Annotated in this window: 16 protein-coding genes; 9 read left to right on the top strand and 7 right to left on the bottom strand. The window is 45.1% G+C overall.

Features of this window, described 5'->3' with window-relative positions:
- Positions 1 to 122: 122 nt before the first annotated feature.
- From menB to K6Y31_RS04600, 4 genes are all read left to right on the top strand, one after another.
- The gene (gene menB, locus K6Y31_RS04615; RefSeq protein WP_233051667.1) at positions 123 to 965 is read left to right on the top strand and encodes a 1,4-dihydroxy-2-naphthoyl-CoA synthase; all 843 of its coding nucleotides are present in this window, start codon (positions 123 to 125) and stop codon (positions 963 to 965) included.
- Positions 966 to 971: 6 nt separating this feature from the next.
- A complete protein-coding gene (gene menC, locus K6Y31_RS04610) occupies positions 972 to 1,916 on the top strand; it encodes an o-succinylbenzoate synthase (RefSeq protein WP_233051666.1) in 945 nt (314 codons plus the stop codon).
- The gene (locus K6Y31_RS04605) at positions 1,904 to 3,316 is read left to right on the top strand and encodes an AMP-binding protein (RefSeq protein WP_233051665.1); all 1,413 of its coding nucleotides are present in this window, start codon (positions 1,904 to 1,906) and stop codon (positions 3,314 to 3,316) included. The genes menC and K6Y31_RS04605 overlap by 13 nt, the downstream gene beginning before the upstream one ends.
- Before the next feature lie 349 nt (positions 3,317 to 3,665).
- On the top strand, positions 3,666 to 4,025 hold the full coding sequence (locus K6Y31_RS04600; protein ID WP_233051664.1) for a hypothetical protein: 360 nt from the start codon (positions 3,666 to 3,668) through the stop codon (positions 4,023 to 4,025).
- Between the two features lie 904 nt (positions 4,026 to 4,929).
- On the opposite strand, the gene K6Y31_RS04595 is transcribed toward K6Y31_RS04600, so the two are convergent.
- A complete protein-coding gene (locus K6Y31_RS04595) occupies positions 4,930 to 5,850 on the bottom strand; it encodes a metallophosphoesterase (RefSeq protein ID WP_233051663.1) in 921 nt (306 codons plus the stop codon).
- A gap of 75 nt (positions 5,851 to 5,925) precedes the next feature.
- Positions 5,926 to 6,246 carry a hypothetical protein gene (locus K6Y31_RS04590; protein ID WP_233051662.1) on the bottom strand — a complete coding sequence of 107 codons (321 nt, stop codon included), beginning with the start codon at positions 6,244 to 6,246 and terminating at the stop codon, positions 5,926 to 5,928.
- 330 nt (positions 6,247 to 6,576) lie between these two features.
- On the opposite strand from K6Y31_RS04590, the gene K6Y31_RS04585 reads away from it, so the two are divergent.
- Positions 6,577 to 7,404, top strand: coding sequence for an HDOD domain-containing protein (locus tag K6Y31_RS04585; RefSeq protein WP_233051661.1), 828 nt, complete (start codon positions 6,577 to 6,579; stop codon positions 7,402 to 7,404).
- 108 nt (positions 7,405 to 7,512) lie between these two features.
- Here the strand turns inward: K6Y31_RS04585 and K6Y31_RS04580 are convergent, their stop codons facing one another.
- Positions 7,513 to 8,964: a RimK family protein gene (locus K6Y31_RS04580; RefSeq protein WP_233051660.1), complete on the bottom strand. Its 1,452-nt coding sequence runs from the start codon at positions 8,962 to 8,964 to the stop codon at positions 7,513 to 7,515.
- Positions 8,965 to 9,039: 75 nt separating this feature from the next.
- On the opposite strand from K6Y31_RS04580, the gene K6Y31_RS04575 reads away from it, so the two are divergent.
- Together K6Y31_RS04575 and K6Y31_RS04570 are read left to right on the top strand one after the other, a co-directional pair.
- Positions 9,040 to 10,140, top strand: a complete 1,101-nt coding sequence (locus K6Y31_RS04575) for a GNAT family N-acetyltransferase/peptidase C39 family protein (RefSeq protein ID WP_233051659.1) — start codon at positions 9,040 to 9,042, stop codon at positions 10,138 to 10,140.
- Positions 10,141 to 10,298: 158 nt separating this feature from the next.
- Complete coding sequence (locus tag K6Y31_RS04570) at positions 10,299 to 11,126, top strand: HDOD domain-containing protein (RefSeq protein ID WP_233051658.1); 828 nt, start codon at positions 10,299 to 10,301, stop codon at positions 11,124 to 11,126.
- Between the two features lie 165 nt (positions 11,127 to 11,291).
- Here the strand turns inward: K6Y31_RS04570 and K6Y31_RS04565 are convergent, their stop codons facing one another.
- Positions 11,292 to 13,676, bottom strand: coding sequence for a sensor domain-containing protein (locus K6Y31_RS04565; protein WP_233051657.1), 2,385 nt, complete (start codon positions 13,674 to 13,676; stop codon positions 11,292 to 11,294).
- A 366-nt stretch (positions 13,677 to 14,042) separates the two neighbouring features.
- Between K6Y31_RS04565 and K6Y31_RS04560 the strand changes: the two genes are divergently transcribed.
- Both K6Y31_RS04560 and K6Y31_RS04555 read left to right on the top strand, forming a co-directional pair.
- Positions 14,043 to 16,259 carry a bifunctional diguanylate cyclase/phosphodiesterase gene (locus tag K6Y31_RS04560; protein ID WP_233051656.1) on the top strand — a complete coding sequence of 739 codons (2,217 nt, stop codon included), beginning with the start codon at positions 14,043 to 14,045 and terminating at the stop codon, positions 16,257 to 16,259.
- 80 nt (positions 16,260 to 16,339) lie between these two features.
- A complete protein-coding gene (locus K6Y31_RS04555) occupies positions 16,340 to 17,866 on the top strand; it encodes a sensor histidine kinase (RefSeq protein ID WP_233051655.1) in 1,527 nt (508 codons plus the stop codon).
- A 1-nt stretch (position 17,867) separates the two neighbouring features.
- Here the strand turns inward: K6Y31_RS04555 and K6Y31_RS04550 are convergent, their stop codons facing one another.
- From K6Y31_RS04550 to K6Y31_RS04540, 3 genes are read right to left on the bottom strand one after another with little or no spacing between them, the layout of a single operon-like run.
- The gene (locus K6Y31_RS04550) at positions 17,868 to 20,999 is read right to left on the bottom strand and encodes an efflux RND transporter permease subunit (protein ID WP_233051684.1); all 3,132 of its coding nucleotides are present in this window, start codon (positions 20,997 to 20,999) and stop codon (positions 17,868 to 17,870) included.
- A gap of 8 nt (positions 21,000 to 21,007) precedes the next feature.
- Entirely contained in the window at positions 21,008 to 22,207 is a 1,200-nt protein-coding gene (locus K6Y31_RS04545) for an efflux RND transporter periplasmic adaptor subunit (RefSeq protein ID WP_233051654.1), read from the bottom strand.
- Positions 22,207 to 23,613, bottom strand: a complete 1,407-nt coding sequence (locus K6Y31_RS04540) for an efflux transporter outer membrane subunit (RefSeq protein ID WP_233051653.1) — start codon at positions 23,611 to 23,613, stop codon at positions 22,207 to 22,209. Before K6Y31_RS04540 ends, K6Y31_RS04545 begins: the two co-directional genes overlap by 1 nt.
- Positions 23,614 to 23,680 lie beyond the last annotated feature (67 nt).

The following is a 23,680-nucleotide window of genomic DNA, read 5'->3' as shown; positions in this document are numbered from 1 at the left end:
CAGCGTCGCGCCTAACAGCCTACAAATTCTCGCTGAACAAGCATCTTGAGGTAACTTGGGTATATACTCGGTAAATTCCCGTAAGCGATACTTTTTTATATATGACCCACTCAAGGCTTGTTATGACAACTTCGCAAATAAAACCCGCATTAGCGTGGCAAGATTTTTCTCAAGATTACCAAGACATTCTTTTTCATAAAGCCGATGGCATTGCCAAAATCACCATTAACCGCCCACAAGTACGCAATGCCTTTCGCCCTCTTACCGTGAAAGAAATGATCCATGCGTTAAACGAAGCACGCTATGACGACCAAATTGGCGTGATTATTCTTACCGGTCAGGGCGACTTGGCCTTTTGCTCAGGCGGCGACCAAAAAGTACGCGGTGATTCAGGTTATCAAGACGAGTCTGGCGTTCACCACTTAAACGTACTGGACTTTCAACGTCAAATTCGCACTTGCCCGAAGCCTGTGGTAGCGATGGTGGCGGGCTACGCGGTCGGCGGTGGACACGTTTTACATATGATGGCTGACTTAACCATCGCCGCAGAGAATGCCCAATTTGGCCAAACAGGTCCAAAAGTGGGCTCATTTGACGGTGGTTGGGGCGCAAGCTATATGGCCCGCATTGTCGGCCAGAAAAAAGCCCGTGAAATCTGGTTTTTATGCCGCATGTATAACGCCCAAGAGGCGCTTGAAATGGGCTTAGTCAATACCGTGGTGCCACTTGAGCAGCTCGAACTTGAAACCGTGCAGTGGTGTAAAGAAATGCTGCAAAATAGCCCAATGGCGCTGCGTTGCTTGAAAGCAGCCCTAAACGCAGATTGTGACGGCCAAGCTGGCTTACAAGAGTTAGCCGGTAATGCCACCATGTTGTTTTACATGACCGAAGAGGGGCAAGAAGGTCGCAATGCGTTTAACGAAAAACGTCCGCCAAACTTTGAAAAATTTGGCCGTAATCCATAAGCGCAGATGAGTATGCTGCGCGACATTAAAATTTACCGCACTTCATTGGCCTTTAAGCAGCCGATGAAATTTGCGCAGCACACACTCAAGCGCCGAGAGTTTGCCTTCATTAAGGCGTTTAATATAGCGTTAAACCGTGAAGTGGTAGCTGAACTTGCGCCACTCCCCGGCTTTAGCCGTGAAAGCTTAGCGCAAGCTATTGCAGAGGTGATAAAAGCGGCAAAAACACAGCCACACAAACATGAGTTTATCGGCCCCAGTAGCGCTTTTGCTTGGGATTGCCTGCGCTTTGGCATTGCGCCAAGCCAAGTCAAACCCGACATTCCTTTATTACAAGGCTGCGCTGAGCAAATCAAGGCGCAATACCTTAGCCTTAACCTCCCTACACAAATCAAGCTGAAAGTCGCGCGCTTAGCACCATGTATCGAGCTAGAGGTTATTCACACGCTGGTAACACTCAACCCGCAACTGCAACTGCGCTTAGATGCCAATCAAGGCTGGGATCACCAGCAAGGCGCGGCCTTTGCTAGCCAGCTGCCAATCCATAACATCGTATTTATCGAAGAGCCTTGCGCGACCCTCCAAGACAGTTTGTACCTTGCTGAGCAATTTCAATTGCCGCTGGCGCTGGATGAACAGCTGCAACAGCCACAATGGCCATTACCCAGTTTTAGTCATCAGGCCATTAAAGCTTTAGTGATCAAGCCGATGCTAGTGGGTAGCTTTAAACGTATTGAGCAGTTATTAACCTTTGCGAATCAACATCAACATCAACAGCGCGCCATTTTAAGCTGCGCGTTTGAAAGTCACTATGGACTTGGCGTACTAGCAACCCTGGCGAATAAATGGACGCCCAATGAAGCGCCCGGGCTCGATACTGCAAAATATTTTTGCCACACTCAAAACTATACGCTGGATACCTCAGCAATGGAGCGAGTATGGCCAACGTGATTACCTGCCCGATACAGCGACACGCGAGCAGCCAAGGTGATGCAGTGGCCATTTACCTTTCACATAATGGTGCCAGCCTTAGCTACGCTAAACTGAATAGCAAAGTTTCAGCCATCTCATTAAGCCAAGTCCCCAAAGGGGAAGTGCTCGCGGTGATCCATAACGATCCGCTGACATTGCTAACCATGATGTTCGCTTGTTTGCGTCAAGGCATCATTTTTTGTCCGCTCAATCCAATTTTTAGCCAGCAGCAGCTGCAACAACGCTGCACGCAAGCTGGAATCAGATATTACTATGGGCCAAGCTCTATTGCGCTAACTGATGTAACCCCCATCGACATCCACCAGCCAACCCAGCGCGCTGAATGCAAGCTAACCTTAGCGCAAGCATGTACCTTAGTGTTTACCTCTGGCAGCAGCGGCGACGCCAAAGCGGCACAACATAGTTTAGGCAACCATTATTACAGCGCCCTAGGCTCGCAGCAGTTAATTCCTTTTTGTCAACAGGACTGCTGGCTACTGAGCCTACCGCTATTTCATATTGGCGGCATCGCCTTAGTGTTTCGGGCATTTTTTGCTGGCGGTAGTATTGCCTTGGGCACTAAGCAAATAGCTCAAGACTTAACACACTATCCCGTTACCCACGCCTCACTTGTACCCACTCAGGTTTATCGCCTACTGCAACAACCAGATATGCTCACCCATAAGTCATTACGCTATGTCTTAGTAGGCGGTGCAGCATTAGATAATGAATTGCTCAAGCAACTAGCTAATGGCCCGTTTAAAAGCTTTGCCAGTTACGGCTTAACCGAAATGAGTTCACAAGTGGCCAGTGTTGAATTAACCCCTTCAAGCCAGCAACCACTGCAGTACCAAGTTTTACCCGATCGTGAAGTCGAAATAAGCAAAGGTGAAATCATTTTAAAGGGGGCCTGCTTGTTTATGGGCTATCGGCAACTAGGCCAGTTAGTTGCTGTCGATCAGCGGTTAGGCTTTGCTAGCAAAGACCTTGGTGCAATCGCCTCTAGGAAACTCTGCGTTTATGGCCGCAAAGATAATATGTTTATCGCAGGTGGTGAGAACGTGCAACCCGAGCAAATAGAGCAAGCTTTACTGAGCCTGCCATATATCAAAGGCGTCATTATAGTACCTATCCCTGACCCTGAGTTTGGCCAAGTTGCCGCAGCTTTTGTTGATTGGAAAAATACGACTCAATGTCAGCAACTACAGCAAGACAGCAAACAGCTATTGGCCCCTTGGCAAAGGCCAAAACACTTATTACCTTGGCCACAATGGCAAGGCCTTAAGCCTGATCGTAAAGCACTAAAGCAACAAGCTATTGCTCAGCTTATCACCGAAGTGGAAATGGCAAAACATCACTCAGACGCCAAAGAGCAGTAACAAGCAAACCGAGCGTTTTACCACTACCACTAAGCAAAGCGGATATTTCTTTGCGGTCTGTCACGTTTTTTATGCTGCTCATCTTACCTATCAACGAATTGTCACTCTTAAATTGCGCTTTTCTCTTTCTCGGCTGAAACTATAACCGTCAACTGAAACGAGGCTCATTTAATTAACAAAAATAGCTTATCAAAATAAGCATACAAAGAGCCTGATGTCGTCATATTGACATAAATCTTCTATAGCCTACTGGTTATTAGATGGGTCGAATCTCAAATCATATTTAAACTTAGCCGCAAATAAATGCGTCTAGCTATTAACTTATTAAAGCGAAATTTTTGGAGATACAATGAACGACATTCATAAGTTAGAGATTTTACCTGGTGCTCAAGCCCTAGCCTCTGTAGCCGCTTACCAGAACACTCTAAGCTCTGATTTAACACACTATCGCGCACAATTAATCGAACTACACAATACCATGAAAAGCAGCGGCTTTAGCGTACCTGTTGACGCAGCTGAGTGGGTTCGCGAGCGCGGTCGTGACTACCTACACAACCCTAAACTTTTTGAAAATGCCCCTTTAACTTATGTTTGTACATTACTAAGTGAACTTTTCAAAAACAAAAGCGTTGATGACATTTGTAAAACCATCGCACCAGCAACCCTAAACACCCTGTTGGCGCGTTTAAACAGCTTCAAACTACACTAAAAGATATATCTACACCCATTCTTTGGCCGATTATTATCGGCCTTTTTTTTGCCTAACTCTATAGCTAACGAAAACAAGTTTCACTGTATCAGGCCTGTAATATAACAACACATTTTTTAAAGCGATGGCCCTCATCCCAGTTAAGGCAATATTTAACACGGGTTTCTTATTAAGCGTGACATCCAACGTGATTAAAATCACATAATAAATAACGATGAAGTCATCATAATGTCATGATGAATGGTCAAAATAACCGAACAAACTGAAAATAGTACCGATAAACGGTAACCCCAATTCAAAAAGTCAAAATATTTGTGAGACATTAGCCATAGAAAGCGTAAGCCATTCTCTTTTTATTCATCAGATAAGCCTACTATCTACTCCCTAAAAAACAGAAGCAATAACAAAACAAACCTTATTTAACAGCACCTTACTCATACACACAAAAAAGACATATAGGTTTTCCCTTATTTTTTTTGTTTTTAGCTTGTATTGTCACCGGCAAAATCACTTATATTTAATCCCGCAAGGACGCAGTGAGGCACGGACAGGATGTTTGGTCTCAATGTCAGATAGGAAATCTGGCAATCAGGAAGATAAATGGACACGCTACAGGAAGTAGCATAAGGGACACCTCCAGGACGGAGACAGAAAACAAATCAGGATGGTTTGTTAGGCTAGGATGGCCAAATAAAGGACAACTCACAGGATGTGAGAAACGGATAAGCCTAGGGATCAGGTAATAAGTCAGGGAGCGCAGGGAGCACCTTACATCACGGAATATGATGTTTTGACTATAAGGGACGACACTTTCGAGTGTCGTCCCGTTTTTTTATCTGCAATTTAAGCTATTTAGCCTTAACTCAAAGTCATCGCAATAACTACCGGCTGAAGCCGAGCTGACTTAGCATTCACTGACCTGCACAAAATTCATCGGATCAGCTTCAGATTCAAATGACCAGCGATAAGCGGTTAACTTGGCATCGCCACTATAGTCAGTACAAACGACCAGCTGCGATTGTGGCTTGGGCGTACCTCTTAACCAATAATGACCGATAAACACCAGGCGTGAGACTGCAAAGTTATTGAGCGACTGAGCAATGGGCAATGTCGGTATCTTTGTTTCCTCTCCTTCAGGCACAATCGCTAGGTCGCGGTAACTGAGCGGCGCTTGCAGCCACCAGCGGGCACGAATATCATTGCGCTGATGGCCATGTTTATCATTAAAATAATGGCCCTGTGGTAAGGTTATTTCAGGCCCTTTTAGTAATTGTTCCACTACTTGGTATTGCCAGCTGCCACGTTTCGCTGCGTTCACATACAAACTATCTGGTAGGCTGTTATCAGTATTCAACTCGGGCTTTATCTGCGTAACCAAATCATTAGACCATGCCGCATGAATAAAGGCGGCACCATCAATTTCAAGAAATAAAGGCAAGGTTTTAAGCCAACTAATGGCCTCTTTATAAGCGATAGGATCATTAGCATACTCAGCTAAAAAAGCCTTATGTTGCACCCGGTTTTTACTGGTATGGGGGCGTAGAAAACGCTTGGAGTCCTCTGGATCAGGGGTAGCAAAGGCTACCGCATTAAATTCGTGATTACCCAAAATAACTTGGGCACTACCCGCCTTAACCATATTTTTTACAATCGCTAAGGTTGCTCGCTGCTCGGGGCCATAATCGATAATATCACCAATAAAAATAGCTTGGCGTGAAGAGTGGCAATAAGCTTCGCCCTGGATTTCATAGCCGAGCTGTTGCAGCAATGCGACTAACTGCTTAGCGCGGCCGTGAACATCGCCAATGACATCGTATCCTTGCACCCTAACTCCTTGTTTTATTACTTGTCGCTAAGCCAATTACTCAGCCAATATAGCGTAAATGTTTATATTTCTCCTTTATCTTACTTGGTCTTTTTTTACTACTGAAACTTGAGCGCTATTTGGACTACTTTTTTCTAACCAGCGAAACCAATTCCGCTCTTGCTTTACGTCTTCAAGCTGCTGCAATTGCCGCTGTAGTTCATTATTCACACTCTTTAGATGCAGTAAGTCTTGCTGTTGCTGTAAAGAAAATTGCACTAATTGGTATATCACGTCAGATTTATGGGAAAAAAGATGCTGTATTAATTGAGCAGACTGAGGATCAAAATTAGGGCTAGATTGATGTCGGATTTTGTCTGCAATAGCTATGATGGCGCGAGCTTGATCAGGCTTCATGTACAGCTCCAAACTGTATTGAAGCAAACTTACCAGATGGGAAGCACTGAGAATAAAGAGTAAATAGCATCATGGTCACTCCAGCTATAGAGAACGGCAACCATGCCTTGGTAAAGACTCCTGTCGTCAAACGCGTTAAGAATAGTCTAATTTATGGGTAACTTTCCAGCTTAGTGATAAATAAATCGATAATAGCGATTTATTTATGCTGTTAAACGCACATTATGCGGAATTAGTGAAACAGATCAAGCTTGCAAACATAGTCGCGGGCAATAGCATGCTGCTATGATTCTAATTGGTATTATTATTTTCCAAGCAGGAATTCGCGCAATGCAATTAAATGAAGTATTTTCCAAACTAAAACAACTCCCAGTCGTGCCCGCGCTATTGGCCGAACTAATGGAGAGCTTTGGTGACGATAATGCGCGTATCGATGTACTCGCTAAAAAAATAGCGATGGACCAATCTTTAAGTGCAAAAGTAATAAAAATGGCTAACTCAGTAGCCTATCGCCGCGGTAAAGAAGTGACATCAATAGAGCAAGCCGTGATCCGCTTGGGCTTTAACACCATGCGTAGCATCGTTATCGCATCTGGCATCAGTAGTGCCTTCCCAGCAACGCCAGGCTTTGACAAAAATAAATTTTGGTCCGACACCTTTCGCGTCGCCACCATCGCTAAAGCACTAGCCAAACACACCACTGTTGAGCCTGAAACAGCGTTTACCTGCGCCATGATGCACAATATTGGAGAGATACTACTGCAATCAAGTTTGCCAGAGGAAATGGCACTCGTAACCATGTCAATGAACCAAGGTGCCAGCCGCATTGAAGCTGAGCGCGAAGTACTCGGATTTGATTACAGCCAAGTGGGTGTTGAATTAGCAAGACGTTGGAATTTCTCGGCAACCTTCATCAATGCAATTGAACAACAGCTGGATCCCCTATCATTCGAAGAGGTATCCGCCGAAGCCATCTTGATTCGATTATCGGTATTTGTAAACTTTGCTTGGAATGCTGGCGTGCCCGCTGCCGCGATTATTGGCCGTTTCCCGAAAGCCCTAGCAGAGCATTTAAACATCAACCCAGAGTCGCTCGCGTCACAACTTGATGAATTGCAGCATCAAGGCAATGAATTGGCGATGTCACTCGGTCACTAGAGCCCTCAATTTATATTCCGATTAACGACACAGTTTGTTTTTACAAAGCGACGTTTTCAAGGATGAAAACGCCAGTTAACAACAAGGTTAACAACTGGCGCTATGAAATTAAAAGCCGCGCAACTGGATACGTCTTAAAAACTCAGTCATGATCCGGTCATAGAGTAAATCACCTAAGAATAAATCTTCCACGCCGTGATCAACACTTGGATTATCATTCACTTCAATAATACAAGCTTTGCCATCTATCTCTTTGAGATCAACGCCATAAAAGCCATCACCAATAAGGTTAGCTGCTTTCAATGCCGCATCCACTACCGACTTAGGCACCGTTTTTAAATCTAAGGTATCAAAACTGCCACTGCTAACGCGGCCGCTTTGATGATGTTGATAAATTTGCCAGTGGCCGCGACTCATGTAGTAACGACAAGCAAAAATTGGCTGACGATTTAAAATACCAATGCGCCAGTCAAAGTCGGTTGGCAAAAACTCTTGCGCTAAAATCAGCGCACTATGACCAAAAGTAATCTCGGCTTGCTCAAGTAACGACTCGCGAGTTTTTACCTTCACCACGCCCAATGAGAACGCGCCATCCGGTACTTTAAGCACCACCGGTAGTCCAATCGTCGCAATCAGGTTATCGGCCCAATCAGGGTCAGAAGCTTTCACTATCATGCTTTTTGGCATCGGCACTTTATTATGGTTGAGTAGCTCAGTGAGAAACACCTTATTGGTGCACTTCATAATAGATTCGGTATCATCCATTACTACCAAGCCCATCTTTTCCGCCGCTTTGGCAAAACGATAAGTAAAATTACTGATGTTGGTAGTCGAGCGAATAAACAAGCCATCATATTCACCCAAGGTAGCCATATCATTGGGACCAATTAACTTTAGATCCATCCCAATTCGGTTAGCCGCTTTAACAAAACGTTTTAACGCGCCTTTATCGGATGGCGGCATTTTTTCTTGCTCATCCACCAACATCGCCATTTCATAGCGATAGCGCTTAGAAGGCTTCGGCATACGCCACACTTTTTGCGAAAACACCTCTAAGTATTGAGCAAAAGAATCTTGCTCACTGTCGCTAAGATCTTGATAGGCAAAAGGCTCCACTTTTTCGATTTGCCACTTACCCGCGACTTTTTGCAATTTCATGTCCAACACTGGCACCGTAAAGCGCTCAAAAATTTTGCGACACATTTTTTCCAGAGCGGGGATATCACAGTGACCGAAGTAGATTTTAAACGCTAACACGTCAGTATCAGCGGGCAACTTATCTAAGCCCGTTTGCGGTAAGCTAAAGAATCGGTCCTGAGAAAGATCGTTGATCGTCATTACCCTTGGTAAGACTCGGTGACCACGCGCTTCTGCCATCAAGGAACAATAATAACCACTACTCAAGTAGTCATAACTGCGACATAAATTGATTACTTGCGTCGCGCCATTATCGGAATACGCTCCCATATCTAAATAGTCGTTTACCAACACCATATTTTCACTGGGTAGGTAAGGACGCCAATCGCCTGCTTCATCAGTTACAATTAAAAAACGCGCCATAAAAAAGTGATTGCCTCTTGTCAGGGTAAAGGATTAAATAGCTAAACATATTGTTGCTCATCCTCGAGACTCACCATGCTACTGCGCGCAGCTACTCCTACTGATTTAGCATCACTTAACCAACTAGAGTTAGCGGTATTTCCTGGCGATCGCATAAGTGCTCGTCAAATGAAACGCTTTATTACCTCGCCATTAGCTTACCTGTTGGTCGTCGAAGTCAGGCAGCAAATCGCCGGCTATAGCTTAGTGCTGTTTAACCGCGGCACCCAGCTAGCCCGACTTTATTCTGTCGCTGTCGCCAGCGCTTATAGGGGGCAAAACTTAGCTTACAAAATGGTGCAGCAATGCGAGCAAGAAGCCATTGCACGAGGCTTTATCACATTACGCCTAGAGGTGCGCAATGACAATATAGCGGCAAAAAATCTTTATTATAAAATGGGCTATAAGGTGCTCAAAACCTTAGTTCACTATTACGATGATTTGGCCGATGGTGTACGCATGCATAAGCGGCTCGATCCGCCTGGCCCCAGCAGCGTGCTAGCCATGCCCTTATATGTACAAACCTTGCCGTTTACCTGCGGCCCCTCCTGTTTATTAATGAGCTTTGCTTATTTAGATAACAACTATCAGCCAAACCGCTTAGATGAAGTAAAAATTTGGCGCGAAGCCACCACCGTGTTTATGACCAGTGGCCATGGCGGTTGCAGCGCGCAAGGCTTAGCACTGGCAGCCCATGAGCGCGGCTTCGGTGTTGAGCTATTTAGCCAATCGGCATCGGTGCCCTTTATAGACAGCGTGCGTGATAGTGATAAAAAAGCCGTGATCGAGTTAGTTCATCAAGACTTTAGCCAACGTTTAACAACGCTAAATATTGCAACGCAAACTCAGTCGCCCACGCTGAACCAGCTGCGCCAATGGATTAAATCCGGCTACTGTGTATTAATGCTTATCAGCACTTATCGTTTTAATGGCGAAAAAGGCCCTCATTGGATCGTGCTCAGCGGCATGAATGAACAATATTTTTTCTTCCATGATCCCAATGTCGAGCAACAGCGCGACATCATTAATTCTGCTTATGTGCCCATTAGCCAATCAGAACTTACTAATATGGTGAAATACGGTAAGCAAAAGCAGATATCTTATGTTGTGATTAAACCCAAAAAACAAGCGAGCTAGCGTCTTAGATTTATTAGATTCCAGTTGTGAGCATTCTCACAAAAGCCAACGAGAAAGCGACTGAAAGCATCAATAAAAACACCAATTTTGTGCAAATTCCCCAACGGGGTTAAATATGTACTATATTCTGTTTTCTTCATTGTCTTTCAGAGGCTTATATGGACATTCAAACACTATTTAGCAAGCTAGATAAATTACCTACCATTCCTAAAGTGGTGCAAGAGTTAATACAAACGTTTAATAATGACGATGCCGATATTGTTGGCGTCGCCAATAAGATTGCCTTAGACCCCGTAATCAGTGCAAAGGTGCTGCGCTTAGTTAACTCAGCCCACTTCAGTCGCGGTAAAGATGTCAGCAGTATTGAAGATGCGGTGATCCGGCTTGGCTTTAATACCGTGCGCACCTTAGTGATGGCCTCTGGTATCTCATCCTCGTTTAAACATTTTGATAATTTTGATCAAAAAGCATTTTGGGCTGATACCTTTCGCGTCGCTAGTATCAGCAAATCCCTTGCTAAACAAACCAGCCACGCACCTGATACCGCGTTCACTTGTGCCATGTTACACAACTTAGGTGAGCTGATTATTTTAATTGCTGACACCGAAGAAGATGAACAACGCATCGCCGCCAAAATAGAACAAGGTTTGAGCCGAGAAGAAGCTGAAGCACAAGTGCTTGGGTTTAACTATGCAGAAGTCGGTGCAGAGCTTGCTAAGCGCTGGAAGTTTTCCGATAGCTTTGTTCATGCAATCGAAGATCAACTAACCCCTTTAAGCGCGGAAACATTCAATGAAGATGCGGGTTTCATTTGCATGGCCAGTTTTTTTAACCATGCTTGGCAACAAGATTGGAGCGAAGAAGAAATTTCCGAACAGTACAATAAAGCCTTGGCGATCCGCTTAGATCTTTCTCTCAGTAATATCTTGAATGCCAAAGAAGCCATGCTAGAAGAGAGTAAAGCGCTGATCGATTTACTCGACTAACGCTACCTTTGTCTATACTGATTTTCAACGTAGAATAACCATGTCTCAAATCAGCGTCGCGCCTAACAGCCTACAAATTCTCGTTGAACAAGCATTTTGAGGCAACTTGATATAGGTAGCACCACGCATCAATGATGGTAAAGCGGAGGCCGCACCCCCCGCTTTTTATGCGTTCAGATAATCTGTAAACCAAGACTCAAACTCAACTAACGGCAGGGGCGCACTAACAAAATAACCTTGCATCCAATCGCAACCTAAATTCGTTAACAGATCATAATGTGACTGAGTTTCAACGCCTTCTGCAACCACAGTTAAACCAAGCTTACTCGCCAACTGAATGCTACTTTCAGCGAGCAACAAATCAACCTCAGAAGTCTCAATATCTTTAATAAACACCCGCTCTAATTTAATAATATTTAACGGGAATTGTTTGAGGTAATACAAAGACGCATAACCTCGACCAAAGTCATCAAGGGCCAGCAGTAACCCTTGCTCTTGCAAACGCTTAAACTGAGCAATGACCTCATCACTAGAATTAACAATAAACTGCTCGGTTACCTCAAGAATAAGCTGATCAGGAGTGACTTGATACTCCGTCATTAACGATTGTAAAAAATGGAAAAAGCCTAAGTCTTGCAGTTGTAAATGCGCAATATTCAAAGCTAAACGACCAAGCTTGCGTCCTTCTTGTTGCCATTGTTGGTATTGCGCCATCGCTTGCTGACACATCCATTCATTGAGCGGATGCAACATATCAGCATCCTCTACCGCGGCAAGAAAATCAATGGCATTCATGATACCTTTTTCTGGGTGACGCCAGCGCAGCAACACTTCGGTAGCAATGATATTTTGTGGTCGCATTGATAAAATCGGCTGAAACGCCAGCTCAAACTCTTGCTGCTTTAAACCACGGCGTAATTCGTTTTCAAAATTCAATTTAAGCTGAGTATTAAGTTCAAGCTCGGCGCTGTAACGAAGAAAGCGAGAATGCTTCTGTACCTTGGCTTGATTCATGGCCATGTAAGCCTTATCGACCAACTCGCTGGCAGTCAGAGCATCAGCATGAGCTTGAGCAATGCCAATATGACAGCTTAAAAACAGATTTTTATTATCGACTACAAACACTTCTGATAATCGCTCAAGGAGATCAAGACAAATTTTGGTTTGCTGAGAAATACTTTCCGGCGCCGATAATAAAATCGCAAATTCTGCCCCACCAAAACGAGCGCACGTATCATTAGGTTGTACACAGGCTAATAAACGCAGCGCAATATCTTGCAGCAACTGGTCGCCCACAGAATGGCCATAACGGTCGTTAGTTGCCTTAAACGTATCAAACTCTAAAAACAGTAATACTCCCGTTTGCTGGTTGGCCATCGCCTTCTCAAGGCTCACTTCAAACCGTTGGCGATTCGCAATACCGGTTAAAGAATCAAAGTTGGCTTGGCGCCAAATACGCTCTTCACTGCGCTTTTTATGAGTTAAATCGGAAAACAGTGACACATATTTTGTCACCCTATCGCGCTCACCATCGCGGATCGCCGCAATAGATAACCAGCCGGGAAATTCACTACCATCCTTACGTTGCCCCCATATTTCGCCGCGCCAAACGCCATCTCGATTCAGCTCACGCCACATTTTGCGCAGCACCACAGGATCGTTTTTCGGTGAACTCAGTAGTAACCCAGTACGCCCCACCACTTCATTACGTTGATACCCAGTAATTTGGCAAAATGCTTGATTGACCGATACAATCCTTTGCTTGCTGTCTTCTATTAAAATCGCTTCCGCTGCATTGTCGAACACTTTACTCGCCAGCGCTCGCGCTTGCTCAGCCAACACACGCTCGGTAATATCTCGCGCATCTAACACCACACCACAAATTTGCCCCGAAGATAAAGTAAACGGAGTGTAGTTAATCTCTAAACAACGTCGACCTTTTAAACTCGACACCCAAAATTGATGCGTGCAAATAGAGCCTTTTAAGCATAGCTGTAAGCGCGGCAGAATATGGTCGTCAAAAACTTGAAAATCAAACACTTCAGCAACTGGCAGACTTTGATCGTAATCAGCTAAACCAAAAAAACGAGCAAAGCTTGGGTTAACTAGCTCAAGTATTAAACCTTGATTAACATAGGCCACCAAATCCGTAGAAGAAGCCACAATACGCTTATATAAGCTCAACTCGGCTAATTCTTGGCTAGCAATAGGGACAGTGTTCGCCTCACAGAATAAGCCATTAGTTTCATCAACAAAGCGACAGTGAATTTGTAAGTGACTAGTGCCGTCACGTAACCGCATTTCATGGCAAATATCAAGTAACCCCTTAGAGCGCACCTGATTCCAAAAACTCACCCACTCAATGCTCGATTTAAAATGCGGTAAAAACTCAACCACCGACCTCGCTTCACCCAACTGTTGCTTGGCTGTTGCATTTAAATAAACCACGCCACCCTTTTGATCCAAGTAAAACACGATATTCTGACCGTACTTATGCTGGAGCTGAGCCATTAGCTCAGGTTGAGTACTTGTACTTACAATATCCGTCATGTAGCTATATTCCTAACAGCAGGGCGATTGAATCACAGAAGGCATACTCTAACAAAAAGTCAAAAAATTGCCTGTTAAGCAACACTAAATAACTGGAGCGATCACAAAAACAACACCTAGCAAGAGTGAACATCACAACTAAATTAAAGCAGCACTAAAATTATCCTGAATTCCGCATCGCTGTTAATGTGAAATTACAATCACACTTTGATAAACAACTAATAAAACAGTTAAAAATAGTTTTTTACTGGTTTTAGCACAAATTACTATTTGAGGCCTTTACCAACGATATAACTTAATGTTAACAAGTACTCTGCTTTCAAACTCATGCTCTATAATCTACAGAGTTCATTTAAAGGATTACCAATGGCTTCTCCGCGACTTAACACGCGAGCATTCTCATTAAAGCGACCCGCATTACTTTTTGCCTTGTTTAGTTTTGCCATATTGATCGCACTTAGCTCCGTCAGCATTAACCAAATTCAACATGACTGGCGCCAAGAACAACACACTACATTAACCCTTATCGCCAAGCAGCAAGCCGAAATTATTTCGCAACAGATAAATCATTCGCTCAGTGCCACTTATTTGCTAAGTAAGCAGATTGAACACGATCAGGGCGAAGTTATCGACTTTGCACAACAAGCCTCCTATTTATTTCGCCACATAAAAGGCATTGATAGCTTGCAGCTCGCGCCCAATGGCATCATTGAACACATCTACCCCCTTAAAGGAAACGAAAAAGCCATCGGTCACAACATATTGCAGCAAGATCAACGCAAAGAAGAAGCGCAACATGCCATTCAACAGCAAAAACTCACCTTGGCAGGTCCTTTTCGCTTAGTGCAAGGCTATTACGCCGTGATTGGTCGCAAGCCGATTTTTATTGAAACGCAAGGGCGATCCTCATTTTGGGGTTTCGCTTCTGTTGTTATACCCATTAAGCAGCTGTTAAACAGTGACAACCTAAAAATACTGGAAAATCATCACATTCAATTTAGGCTAACTACTCAGCGACATTTAGGAGAGCCAGTCACACAAATCCTAGGCAATACCGAGCTACAGGGCGATATCTTTGCTACCACCGAACTGTTCATCGCCGATAATCAATGGCGACTAGAACTCGCGCAGCAATACCCAAGTCAGCACTTAATCGCGATTAAACTCTGGGCCATTGCCATTATCCTTAGTATTTTACTTAGCTTTCTTATCTTCAATCTCGCCAGCTACCCGTTACGACTAGCACAAAAAGTCGAAAAGCAGACCAAAAAACTTTCTCGGCTCGCTTACTTTGACAACCTAACCGGATTAAAAAATCGTACTTTATTACAGCTGGAGTTAGCCGATACGTTGCAATTACTAAGTCAACAAAACGAGATTGAACAATCACATCATATCGCGGCGCTGGTGTATTTGGGGGTTGATGACTTCAAGCGACTCAATGATGCCTTTGGCAATAAAATCGGAGATGAGCTGTTACTCGAAGTCACTCGCCGTTTACATGACGTATGTAGCAAGAAAGACATCATTACACGTGCGGGTGGAGATGAATTCGCTATTATTTTACCGCCTCAGTCCAGTCTAAAAAGCATCGAAATATGGCTACAAGCCTTATTAAAAACACTAGGGCAGCCTATCTCAATTGATGGCCATCAATTGCAATTTAGTATTTCTGCAGGCGTTGCCTTACTGCCGCAAGACGGCAACAGCGCCGAAGTATTAATTCAACATGCTAACCTCGCAATGACCCATGCAAAGCAAAAGGGTAAGCGCCGCTTTATGTTTTACAACAACAGCATGGAGGCCCTTGTTAAGTCTAATTTGTCGGTCGAACTGGAACTGAACAAGGCACTCAAAAATGGCGAACTGGTGCTGTTTTATCAGCCTATTGTCGATTTAACCACTAGCAAGCCAATCGGGTTTGAAGCCTTGATCCGTTGGCAGCATCCTGAAAAAGGCCTGATTTTCCCAGACGCTTTTATTCCAGTCGCGGAACAAAGTAACCTAATTACCGAAATAGGCTATTGGGTGTTAGAAGCTGCCTGTAAAGCGTTGCCTAACTTCCCGCCGCACATTCATATTTCAATCAATGTATCCGCTCGCCAGTTTATGGACCCGCAACTGGCCACGCGGATGAAACAGATCATTTATCAATACCATGCTACCCCTAACCGCATCACCCTTGAGATCACCGAAACACTATTAATTGAGAATATTGAGCAAGTTGTTAGTTCATTGAAAAATTTACGTGACTTTGGTTTGGGAATTTCAGTTGATGACTTTGGCACTGGCCACTCGTCGCTGAGCAAACTTAAAGTTATGCCAATTAGCACCTTAAAGGTAGACCGCGCATTTATTATGGACTTACCCGATAACAAAGAAGATAAAGAGCTGACCGAGGCGATTTTAGTGATGGCGCAGAAGCTACAATTAAAAGTCGTGGCGGAAGGGGTAGAAACCGCGGAGCAGCGCGATTTCTTAGTAGCGAATCAGTGTAATTTTGGCCAAGGTTATTATTTCAGTAAACCCGTCCCGTTGGATCACGCATTAGCATATACCGAGCGTATATTGATAAAAAAATAAGTAAACCAACTGGCTAGGAGTATACCAAGCAATTTTTTTTGGCCTAAACTTAGCCCAAGGCAATTTCATTAGGAAAATTAATGGCAAGACTGATCACCTACTCAGATGATGCATCTAGCGAATTATTAGACAATACTGATCAGTCTAAGGCCTTTTACCACCAGCTATTTTTATTACACGAAATATCCATTAATTTATCCCAAGCGCAAACCCTTGATGAACTGTACCGTTTAGCAGTTACTGCCTGTATTGAACAACTTGAAATCGATCGCATGGGCATCCTAATGATCGATAAAGAGCGCGATTGGATGTTCGGCACTTGGGGCACCGACGACTTGGGCAATATCCGCAGTGAAGCTGACTACGCATCACCCATGCGGGAGGATGTCAAAAAAGTGATCCGAGAAATGTCAACGCGCGGTAAAGTTTGCGTTTGGCATGATCAAGATTTATATGAATTTACTGACACTCCCGGGGAAGTCGCAACCGTTGGCAAAGGCTGGAATGCAGCTATCGCCATTTGGGATAAAGATGACGTTATTGGCTGGATAGCCTGTGACAACCTGCTTAAGCATAAACCATTTCAAACCTACCAAAGCCATATACTACGCTTATTTGGCTCCTTACTAGGTGAGTTTATCAAGCTCAAACACGCCGAGCAGTCACTATATCAGCTTAATGAAGAGCTCGAAAATCGCATTCTGATTCGTACCGCGGAACTCACCCAAGCACAGCTTGATTTAGAAAAAATCAACAGTGAGTTGGAAGAGAAAGTGCTCAACCGCACTGCGTCCCTCAACGAAAAAACCTTACGCTTAGAGAAAGCATTACAAGATCTCACCGAAACACAGCAAGATCTGATGGAAGCGGAAAAGCACCGCGCCCTTAATCACCTTGTTATTGGCATGGCACATGAGCTCAACACACCACTCGGCATTATTAAAACAGCGGCTAGCCTGCAACCTGAATTACTCAATGAGTTAAATAGTGATCTCGCCGCTGGTAAAGTGTCTAAATCTCGCCTTACTCAAGTGATTCAAAATGGCTTGGAAGGCTACGACATCATTAATACCAATATTTCTAAAATGGCTGACCTTGTCACTCAATTTAAACGCCTTTCAGTGGTCAGTAATAGTGCCAGTAATATCGAATCAATACAGCTGAATACTTGGTTAAAGCAAGCTCTAAAACTCGCTATCTCCCATTACAACAAACCACAGCACGTTAGTTTAGTAATTCAGGTTACTCCCGATAAAGCGGAGATAAAAGCCGACTCTTGGATGCTGGCGCAAATACTAGAAGACTTAGTGTTAAACTCACTGGAGCATGGTTTTGACAACCAAGATCAAGAGATAATTAAAGTCTCTGCGGTGTTAGTCGGAAACAGCTGTGAAATTCAGTTTGAAGATAATGGCGGCGGAATTGACCCCGCTATAGTGGCTAGTATTTACGATCCTTTTTTCACCAGCGCGAGAGGCGAAGGCCGTAAAGGGCTCGGCCTTAACTTAGTGTATAACTTGATTACACAAGGCCTGAAAGGTGAAATAAGCCACTACCGACCACCAACAGGAGGTTGTGGTTTTCGCATTGTTATACCTTGCCACTAAGTTAACTAAACGCTGTTGAGCGAGCCAATACATTCCTATGTAAGCGATGAGCGGCCAATTTAAGGTCTTCCAGCAATAAATAATTAACCGGCACCAACAGCAAAGTAATGGCGGTAGCAAAAATAATACCAAAGCCCAATGAAACCGCCATTGGGATTAAAAATTGCGCTTGGGTTGATTGATCAAATATCAGCGGCATTAATCCGGCAAAAGTAGTAATTGAGGTTAAAATCACAGCCCTAAAGCGCGCCACACCCGCGCGGCGCACCGCGGTCTTAACCGCCATGCCTTTGCTGCGTTGGCGGTTAATATAATCCACCAGCACCAAGGAATCATTGACCACCACTCCGGTTAAGGCAAGCATGCCCATCATTGACATAATAGTGAGGGGCATGCCCATGATCCAATGCCCCATAATGGCACCAATAGCGCCGAAAGGGATCACCGACATCACCACAAATGGCTGAGTATAAGATTTAAATGGGATCGCCAGCAGCGCATAAATCGCAAATAGTACAAACACTAAACCTATGGCTAAACTCGTAAAGGATTCGCTTTGCTCTTTCGCTTCCCCTTCTAAGCTATAACTTAAGTCTGGGTATTGTTGCTTTAACTCCAGCAAAAACGCCGACAAGTCTCGCTTAATGGCTTCAATATCAGCGGTTTCTTTATTCACATCAGCAGTAATATTAATCACCCGCTTACGATCTTTACGGGTAATACTGGCTGGGCTTTGCAGCACTGTCACAGTGGCCACCTCAGTAAAGGGCACCGCCGTGCCCGATTGAGTCCGGATCAACATATTCTGCAGGTGAAATAACGACTCTCGTTCAGCCTTGGGATAACGCACATACACTTTTACATCATCACGACCGCGCTGAATGCGCTGCACTTGATCGCCAAAAAATCCCTGCCTAACTTGCGTGGCTAAATCCCTCAGCGTTAAACCCAGTGCCTGCGCCTGTGGTTTAATGCTTAACTGCAGCTCGGTTTTACCTTTGGCTAAGCTGTCCTCAATATCAAACACCCCAGGATACTCAGCTAACTTGCGCTTAAGATCGTCACTGGCAGGCTTTAAGGTACTAAAATCTCGGGCACTCAATTGCACATCTAACGGCGCGCCGCCGCGGCCAATTTCAGCCCGAAATGATAAACTTTCAACACCAGGAACCGGGCCAATTAATGCGCGCCACTCTTTTACTAACTCATTTGTAGATATTTCCATGGTGCGCGTTTCTGGCGGCTCTAATTCAAACATCACTCGCCCTTTCGCGGTATCGCCACTGCCTCCGCCGCCATCGGAACCAGAGGTGGCAAAGACATCTAATATCACACTATCGCCTGTTACTGGATCGCGATATTTGTCTTGTAATTGCGCCACGCCATCAAGCATTTTTTGGACATAAAAGTCAGTTGTTGCAAACGCCGTTCCAGCCGGCATCACTAACGTGGCTCGCACTGTTTCAGAAGGCACCCGAGGAAAGAACACGAAGCGGGTCCAACCACTGGCGACCATAGTGAAAACCACCAACGCAATCGCCAGAGCGGTCGCAATTGACAGATAACGGCGATGCACCACAGCCGCTAACACGGGACGATAAAAGCGTAAAATGAAGCGCTCAAAACCGTCAGCAAAATTACCCTGCCAAACACTAAATCGATTTGGTTTAGCCTGATATAAACGCACATGCTTTAAATGGGCCGGTAAAATAAGCTTAGATTCAACCAGAGAAAATAATAACACCGGCACCACTACCAAAGGGATCTGCGCAAATATTTGCCCGCGAACGCCCTCAATCATCGCCAGCGGCGCAAATGCGGCTATGGTGGTTAAAATACCAAAGGTCACCGGCACTGATACTTCTTGAGTCCCGACAATTGCCGCCTGCAGTGGCGTAGCGCCGCGTTGTTGATGGGCATACACGTTTTCACCGGTCACAATGGCGTCATCCACCAAGATCCCCAGCACCATAATAAAGGCAAACAATGAAATAACGTTTAAGGTAATACCCAGCATCGGCATCACTAACAAACCGCCCATAAAACTAACCGGTATGCCCATCGTGACCCAAAACGCAATGGAAGGTCGTAAGAATAAGGCCAGCAAAATAATCACTAAAATACAGCCCTGTAAGGCGCTATCGGTCAGGGTTTTCAGGCGGGCCTTCACTACCTTAGAACTGTCACGCCAGTAATCAATACTCACGCCAACAGGTAAGGTAGGCCTTACTTGCTCGATATAATCTTTAACCTTATTAGCAACGTCAATGGCACTTTGTTGGCCAACACGATAAACCTCAATAATCACTGCTGGCTCACCGTTAAACCTTGCCTGGATTGGCGTTTCATCGAAACCATCTTTGATCACAGCAATATCTGACAATAGCAAACGGCTGCCATCCGCGCCTGTGCGCACGACGATATCGCCAAACTCACGGCCTTGATATGCTTGCCCCTTAGTGCGCAGTAAGATCTCGCCGCCCAGCGTTTTAATGCTACCACCAGATAAATCGAGCGAGCTTTGCTGCACCGCACTGCTCACTTGTGCCATGGTTAAATTATATTGGCGTAGGGTTTGCTCAGACACTTCGATGGATATTTCATAAGGGCGCACCGACTCTAAGGTGACATGAGAAATGCCCTCAATGTTTTGAATATCATCCCTTACCCGCTCACCTAAAACTTTTAGTTCACGCTCACTAAGCTGAGCTGACAGGGTGACACTGATCACTTCACGTTGGTGTAAGGTTTGGCTAATAACAGGGCGTTCGGCACTATTTGGCAGAGTATTTAAGGCATCAATACGGTTTTTTATCTCATCTTTGATTCGATAGGTATCATAGCCAGACGCAACTTCAATCGACACGCGCGCCGCGCCTTCCGCTGACATGGAGGTGATTTGCTTAATGCCTTCAATGTCTAAAATAGCTTCTTCTATTGGGATCGCTAAGCTCTCTTCCGCTTCAGCAGGCGTTGCACCGGGTAGCGCGACATTAACACTGACTAAGTCCAGCTCAAACTCAGGGAAGACTTCTAGCGGGATCCGCTGGGTTAAAGCGTGTAGACCCAGCAGTAAGATCAGTGCCATCAATAAATTGGCGGCAACGTGGTTATGGGTAAACCATCGAATCAATCCGTGCATTATGGCTGCTCCTCGGCCAATTTAGCGCGGGTGCCTGACACGATATTGCCCAGCGGCGTAGTCACTAATAGATCACCTTCGCTTAGACCTCCATCAACAATAAACGAGTCACTGTCGGCCCAAATCACGGCAACGGTTTTGCGCTGTAACACGCCATCTTGAAACACGATCACTTGGTTACCCTGATAAACCGCATTGCGTGGTAATACCATCACCTGCTCTAACGATTTACCTTGGATTTGGGCATCAACAAATTGACCTATTTTCAAGGGTGGCTTGTCTTGATTTTGTCGGCCATATGGATCATCAATGCGCGCAATGGCATAAAGCTGGCGACTGTTTGCATCTAACGCCCCTTCGGTACGCTCTATTTCACCTTGCCAGCTATAGCTATTACGACCAAACTGCGCACTGATGCTAATTTGCGGCCTCTCAGGTGAGCTTTTTTGTTGACGAAACAACTCTGGCAAACTCACCAACGCTTGCTGCTGTTCATTAAGGGGTAAGCGCACCTCAACATAATCCACCGCGTAAATATCGGCCAAGCTAGCGCCAGCGCCAACAAACTGACCAAGATCCACCTGCTTGGTTAACAAACGCCCGGCATAAGGCGCTTTAATTTGGGTGCGCTCTAAATCAAGCTGCGCTTGTGCCAACCTTGCTTTAGCAGACGCAACATTAGCCTGCGCTGCAGCCAATTGAGGTTTGCGTAACACCAGCTCAGTCGGCTTACCTTTACCTAAACGCTGCCAATCACGCTTCGCCTGCTCGACCTTGGCTTGCTCTTGAGTAAGCTCTAACCTAGCTTGAATTAATGCGGCTTCAGCTATTTGCAACGCGGCTAAGTAGTCTCGATTATCGACCTCAATCAGCACTTCATCTTGTTCAAAAAAACCGCCCACCACAAAATTAGGGCTCACCTTAGTGATACTTCCCGACACTTGGCTCACCAAGGCCCCTTGGCTGCGCGGCTGAATCGTACCAAAGCTATTAATATTCACCTGATAGGCTTGTGACACTAAAGGTAACACTTGCACATTGACAACCGGAGGCTTAGCCGGCGGACGCGTTTGCGCCTGCGGTCGATGGGTGGCAAGGTACCAAGCAACATAGCCCGCAACCAACAGCACTAACACGGGTAAGATAAATCGCACTATTTTTGCCCACAACGGACGCGAAGATAAAGGGGCGGTAGGCATCAGTTGGCGCTCTCTTGGTTTGTTGGTGAAGTTGTCCGAGGCAGGGTTTCAGGATCGCCGCCAAGGGCGAGTAGTAGTTCAATGCGGTTTTGCAGCCTTTGATTACGTATGTTGATCCGCGCGCTTTGGCTATCAAAGGAGCGTCGCTGCGCCTCTAGCACAGTAACATAGTCCACTAGGCCACCTTGGTATTGCTCAAAAGCCAGCTCTTCCGCGAGCAGTGAGTTTTGCGCTGCTACGCTGACTTTATCTAGTTGCTCAACTAAGGTTACTTCCTTAGATAAAGCCGCTTCTACCTGCTGAAAAGCATTCAGCACCGTCACTTGTAAATTCGCCGCTGCCGCTAAGGCTAATGCCTCTTGCTGCTGTTGCCTCGCTTCAAGTAAACCGGCGTTAAACAAAGGGGTGCTCAAATTAGCAAATAAATTCCATAACAGACTGTCAGCACGCAACAGCTCATTAAGCTCAGGCGAGCTGCTACCCACACCCGATGTTAGCTTAAGACTAGGAAATTTTTCTTTATAAGCCACGGAAATGCGGGCATTGGCGGCGCTTAAGGTATCTTGCGCCCCTTGAATATCGGGTCGACGTTGTAGTATTTGCGATGGCAATCCCGCCGGCAGCTGATCTAAATTCAAGCTGAATGTACCGTCTGCCCGTAAAGTGCCCGTTGGATACTCGCCTAAGCTTAACTGCAAAGCGCGACTGGCTTGTTTTATTTCGTCAGCTTTTGCCGCTTCAGAGCTTTGCGCCCCAGCAACATCTGCGCGCGCTAAGAACACATCTAGCGAGCCATTAAGCCCTGCTTGATAACCCTCTTCAATGATCAGTAAATTGTTTGCAAGGTTAATGCGGCGTTGATGAATCAGCTCATACTGACGCTGCGCAGCGAGTAAATTAAACCACTGCTGCGCAATCGTTGCCGTTAGCTCAAGTTGTTGCTGCTTTAATAAGTTAAGTTGCGAGCTGGCATCAAGTAATGCCGCACGACTGGCGTCGTCAAGCTTACCCCATATATCCAGCTCCCAGCTCGCATCTATCCCTAGTTGCGTATTGTCAGTAATAGATTGGCCATTATCTTGGCGACGACCTGACAAATAGGCGCTTATTTGCGGCCAACGCTGCGCTTGCTGCTGCTTTAACAGCGCCATGCTGGCATCGACTTTAGCTTGGCTTTGTAACAGCGCAGGATTTTTTTCTAACCCCTGCAGTACTAACTTATGAAGTCCCGACAAGGCTTTTAACTGCGGCATAAATTGAGCCGCAACAGGTGCATTTTGATGCCCAACAGACCAGTTAGCCGCAATCGGTGGCAGTAACTCAACTTGCTGCGGAGCTTGTAAGCTACAACCAAGCAAACCAAAAGAAAGCGTTAATGTATATAAGTAGGCAGTTTTTCGGGTCATCCTGACTTCACAGCAAAAAGCATATACCTAATAATACTGGCTTTTAGCAAAATTGGTTCAGGGTTTT

The sequence above is a fragment of the Motilimonas cestriensis genome (assembly GCF_021295315.1).
Taxonomy (GTDB): domain Bacteria; phylum Pseudomonadota; class Gammaproteobacteria; order Enterobacterales; family CBDFNC01; genus Motilimonas; species Motilimonas cestriensis.
The sequence above is the reverse complement of the archived record's forward strand: the minus strand, read 5'-3'. Positions and strand labels throughout refer to the sequence as shown.

Bases quoted from the DNA above. Each gene is read 5' to 3' on its own strand.
- menB (WP_233051667.1), top strand. From the start codon at position 123: ATGACAACTTCGCAAATAAAACCCGCATTAGCGTGGCAAGATTTTTCT.
- menC (WP_233051666.1), top strand. From the start codon at position 972: ATGAGTATGCTGCGCGACATTAAAATTTACCGCACTTCATTGGCCTTT.
- K6Y31_RS04605 (WP_233051665.1), top strand. From the start codon at position 1,904: ATGGCCAACGTGATTACCTGCCCGATACAGCGACACGCGAGCAGCCAA.
- K6Y31_RS04600 (WP_233051664.1), top strand. From the start codon at position 3,666: ATGAACGACATTCATAAGTTAGAGATTTTACCTGGTGCTCAAGCCCTA.
- K6Y31_RS04590 (WP_233051662.1), bottom strand. From the start codon at position 6,246: ATGAAGCCTGATCAAGCTCGCGCCATCATAGCTATTGCAGACAAAATC.
- K6Y31_RS04585 (WP_233051661.1), top strand. From the start codon at position 6,577: ATGCAATTAAATGAAGTATTTTCCAAACTAAAACAACTCCCAGTCGTG.
- K6Y31_RS04580 (WP_233051660.1), bottom strand. From the start codon at position 8,964: ATGGCGCGTTTTTTAATTGTAACTGATGAAGCAGGCGATTGGCGTCCT.
- K6Y31_RS04575 (WP_233051659.1), top strand. From the start codon at position 9,040: ATGCTACTGCGCGCAGCTACTCCTACTGATTTAGCATCACTTAACCAA.
- K6Y31_RS04570 (WP_233051658.1), top strand. From the start codon at position 10,299: ATGGACATTCAAACACTATTTAGCAAGCTAGATAAATTACCTACCATT.
- K6Y31_RS04565 (WP_233051657.1), bottom strand. From the start codon at position 13,676: ATGACGGATATTGTAAGTACAAGTACTCAACCTGAGCTAATGGCTCAG.
- K6Y31_RS04560 (WP_233051656.1), top strand. From the start codon at position 14,043: ATGGCTTCTCCGCGACTTAACACGCGAGCATTCTCATTAAAGCGACCC.
- K6Y31_RS04555 (WP_233051655.1), top strand. From the start codon at position 16,340: ATGGCAAGACTGATCACCTACTCAGATGATGCATCTAGCGAATTATTA.
- K6Y31_RS04545 (WP_233051654.1), bottom strand. From the start codon at position 22,207: ATGCCTACCGCCCCTTTATCTTCGCGTCCGTTGTGGGCAAAAATAGTG.
- K6Y31_RS04540 (WP_233051653.1), bottom strand. From the start codon at position 23,613: ATGACCCGAAAAACTGCCTACTTATATACATTAACGCTTTCTTTTGGT.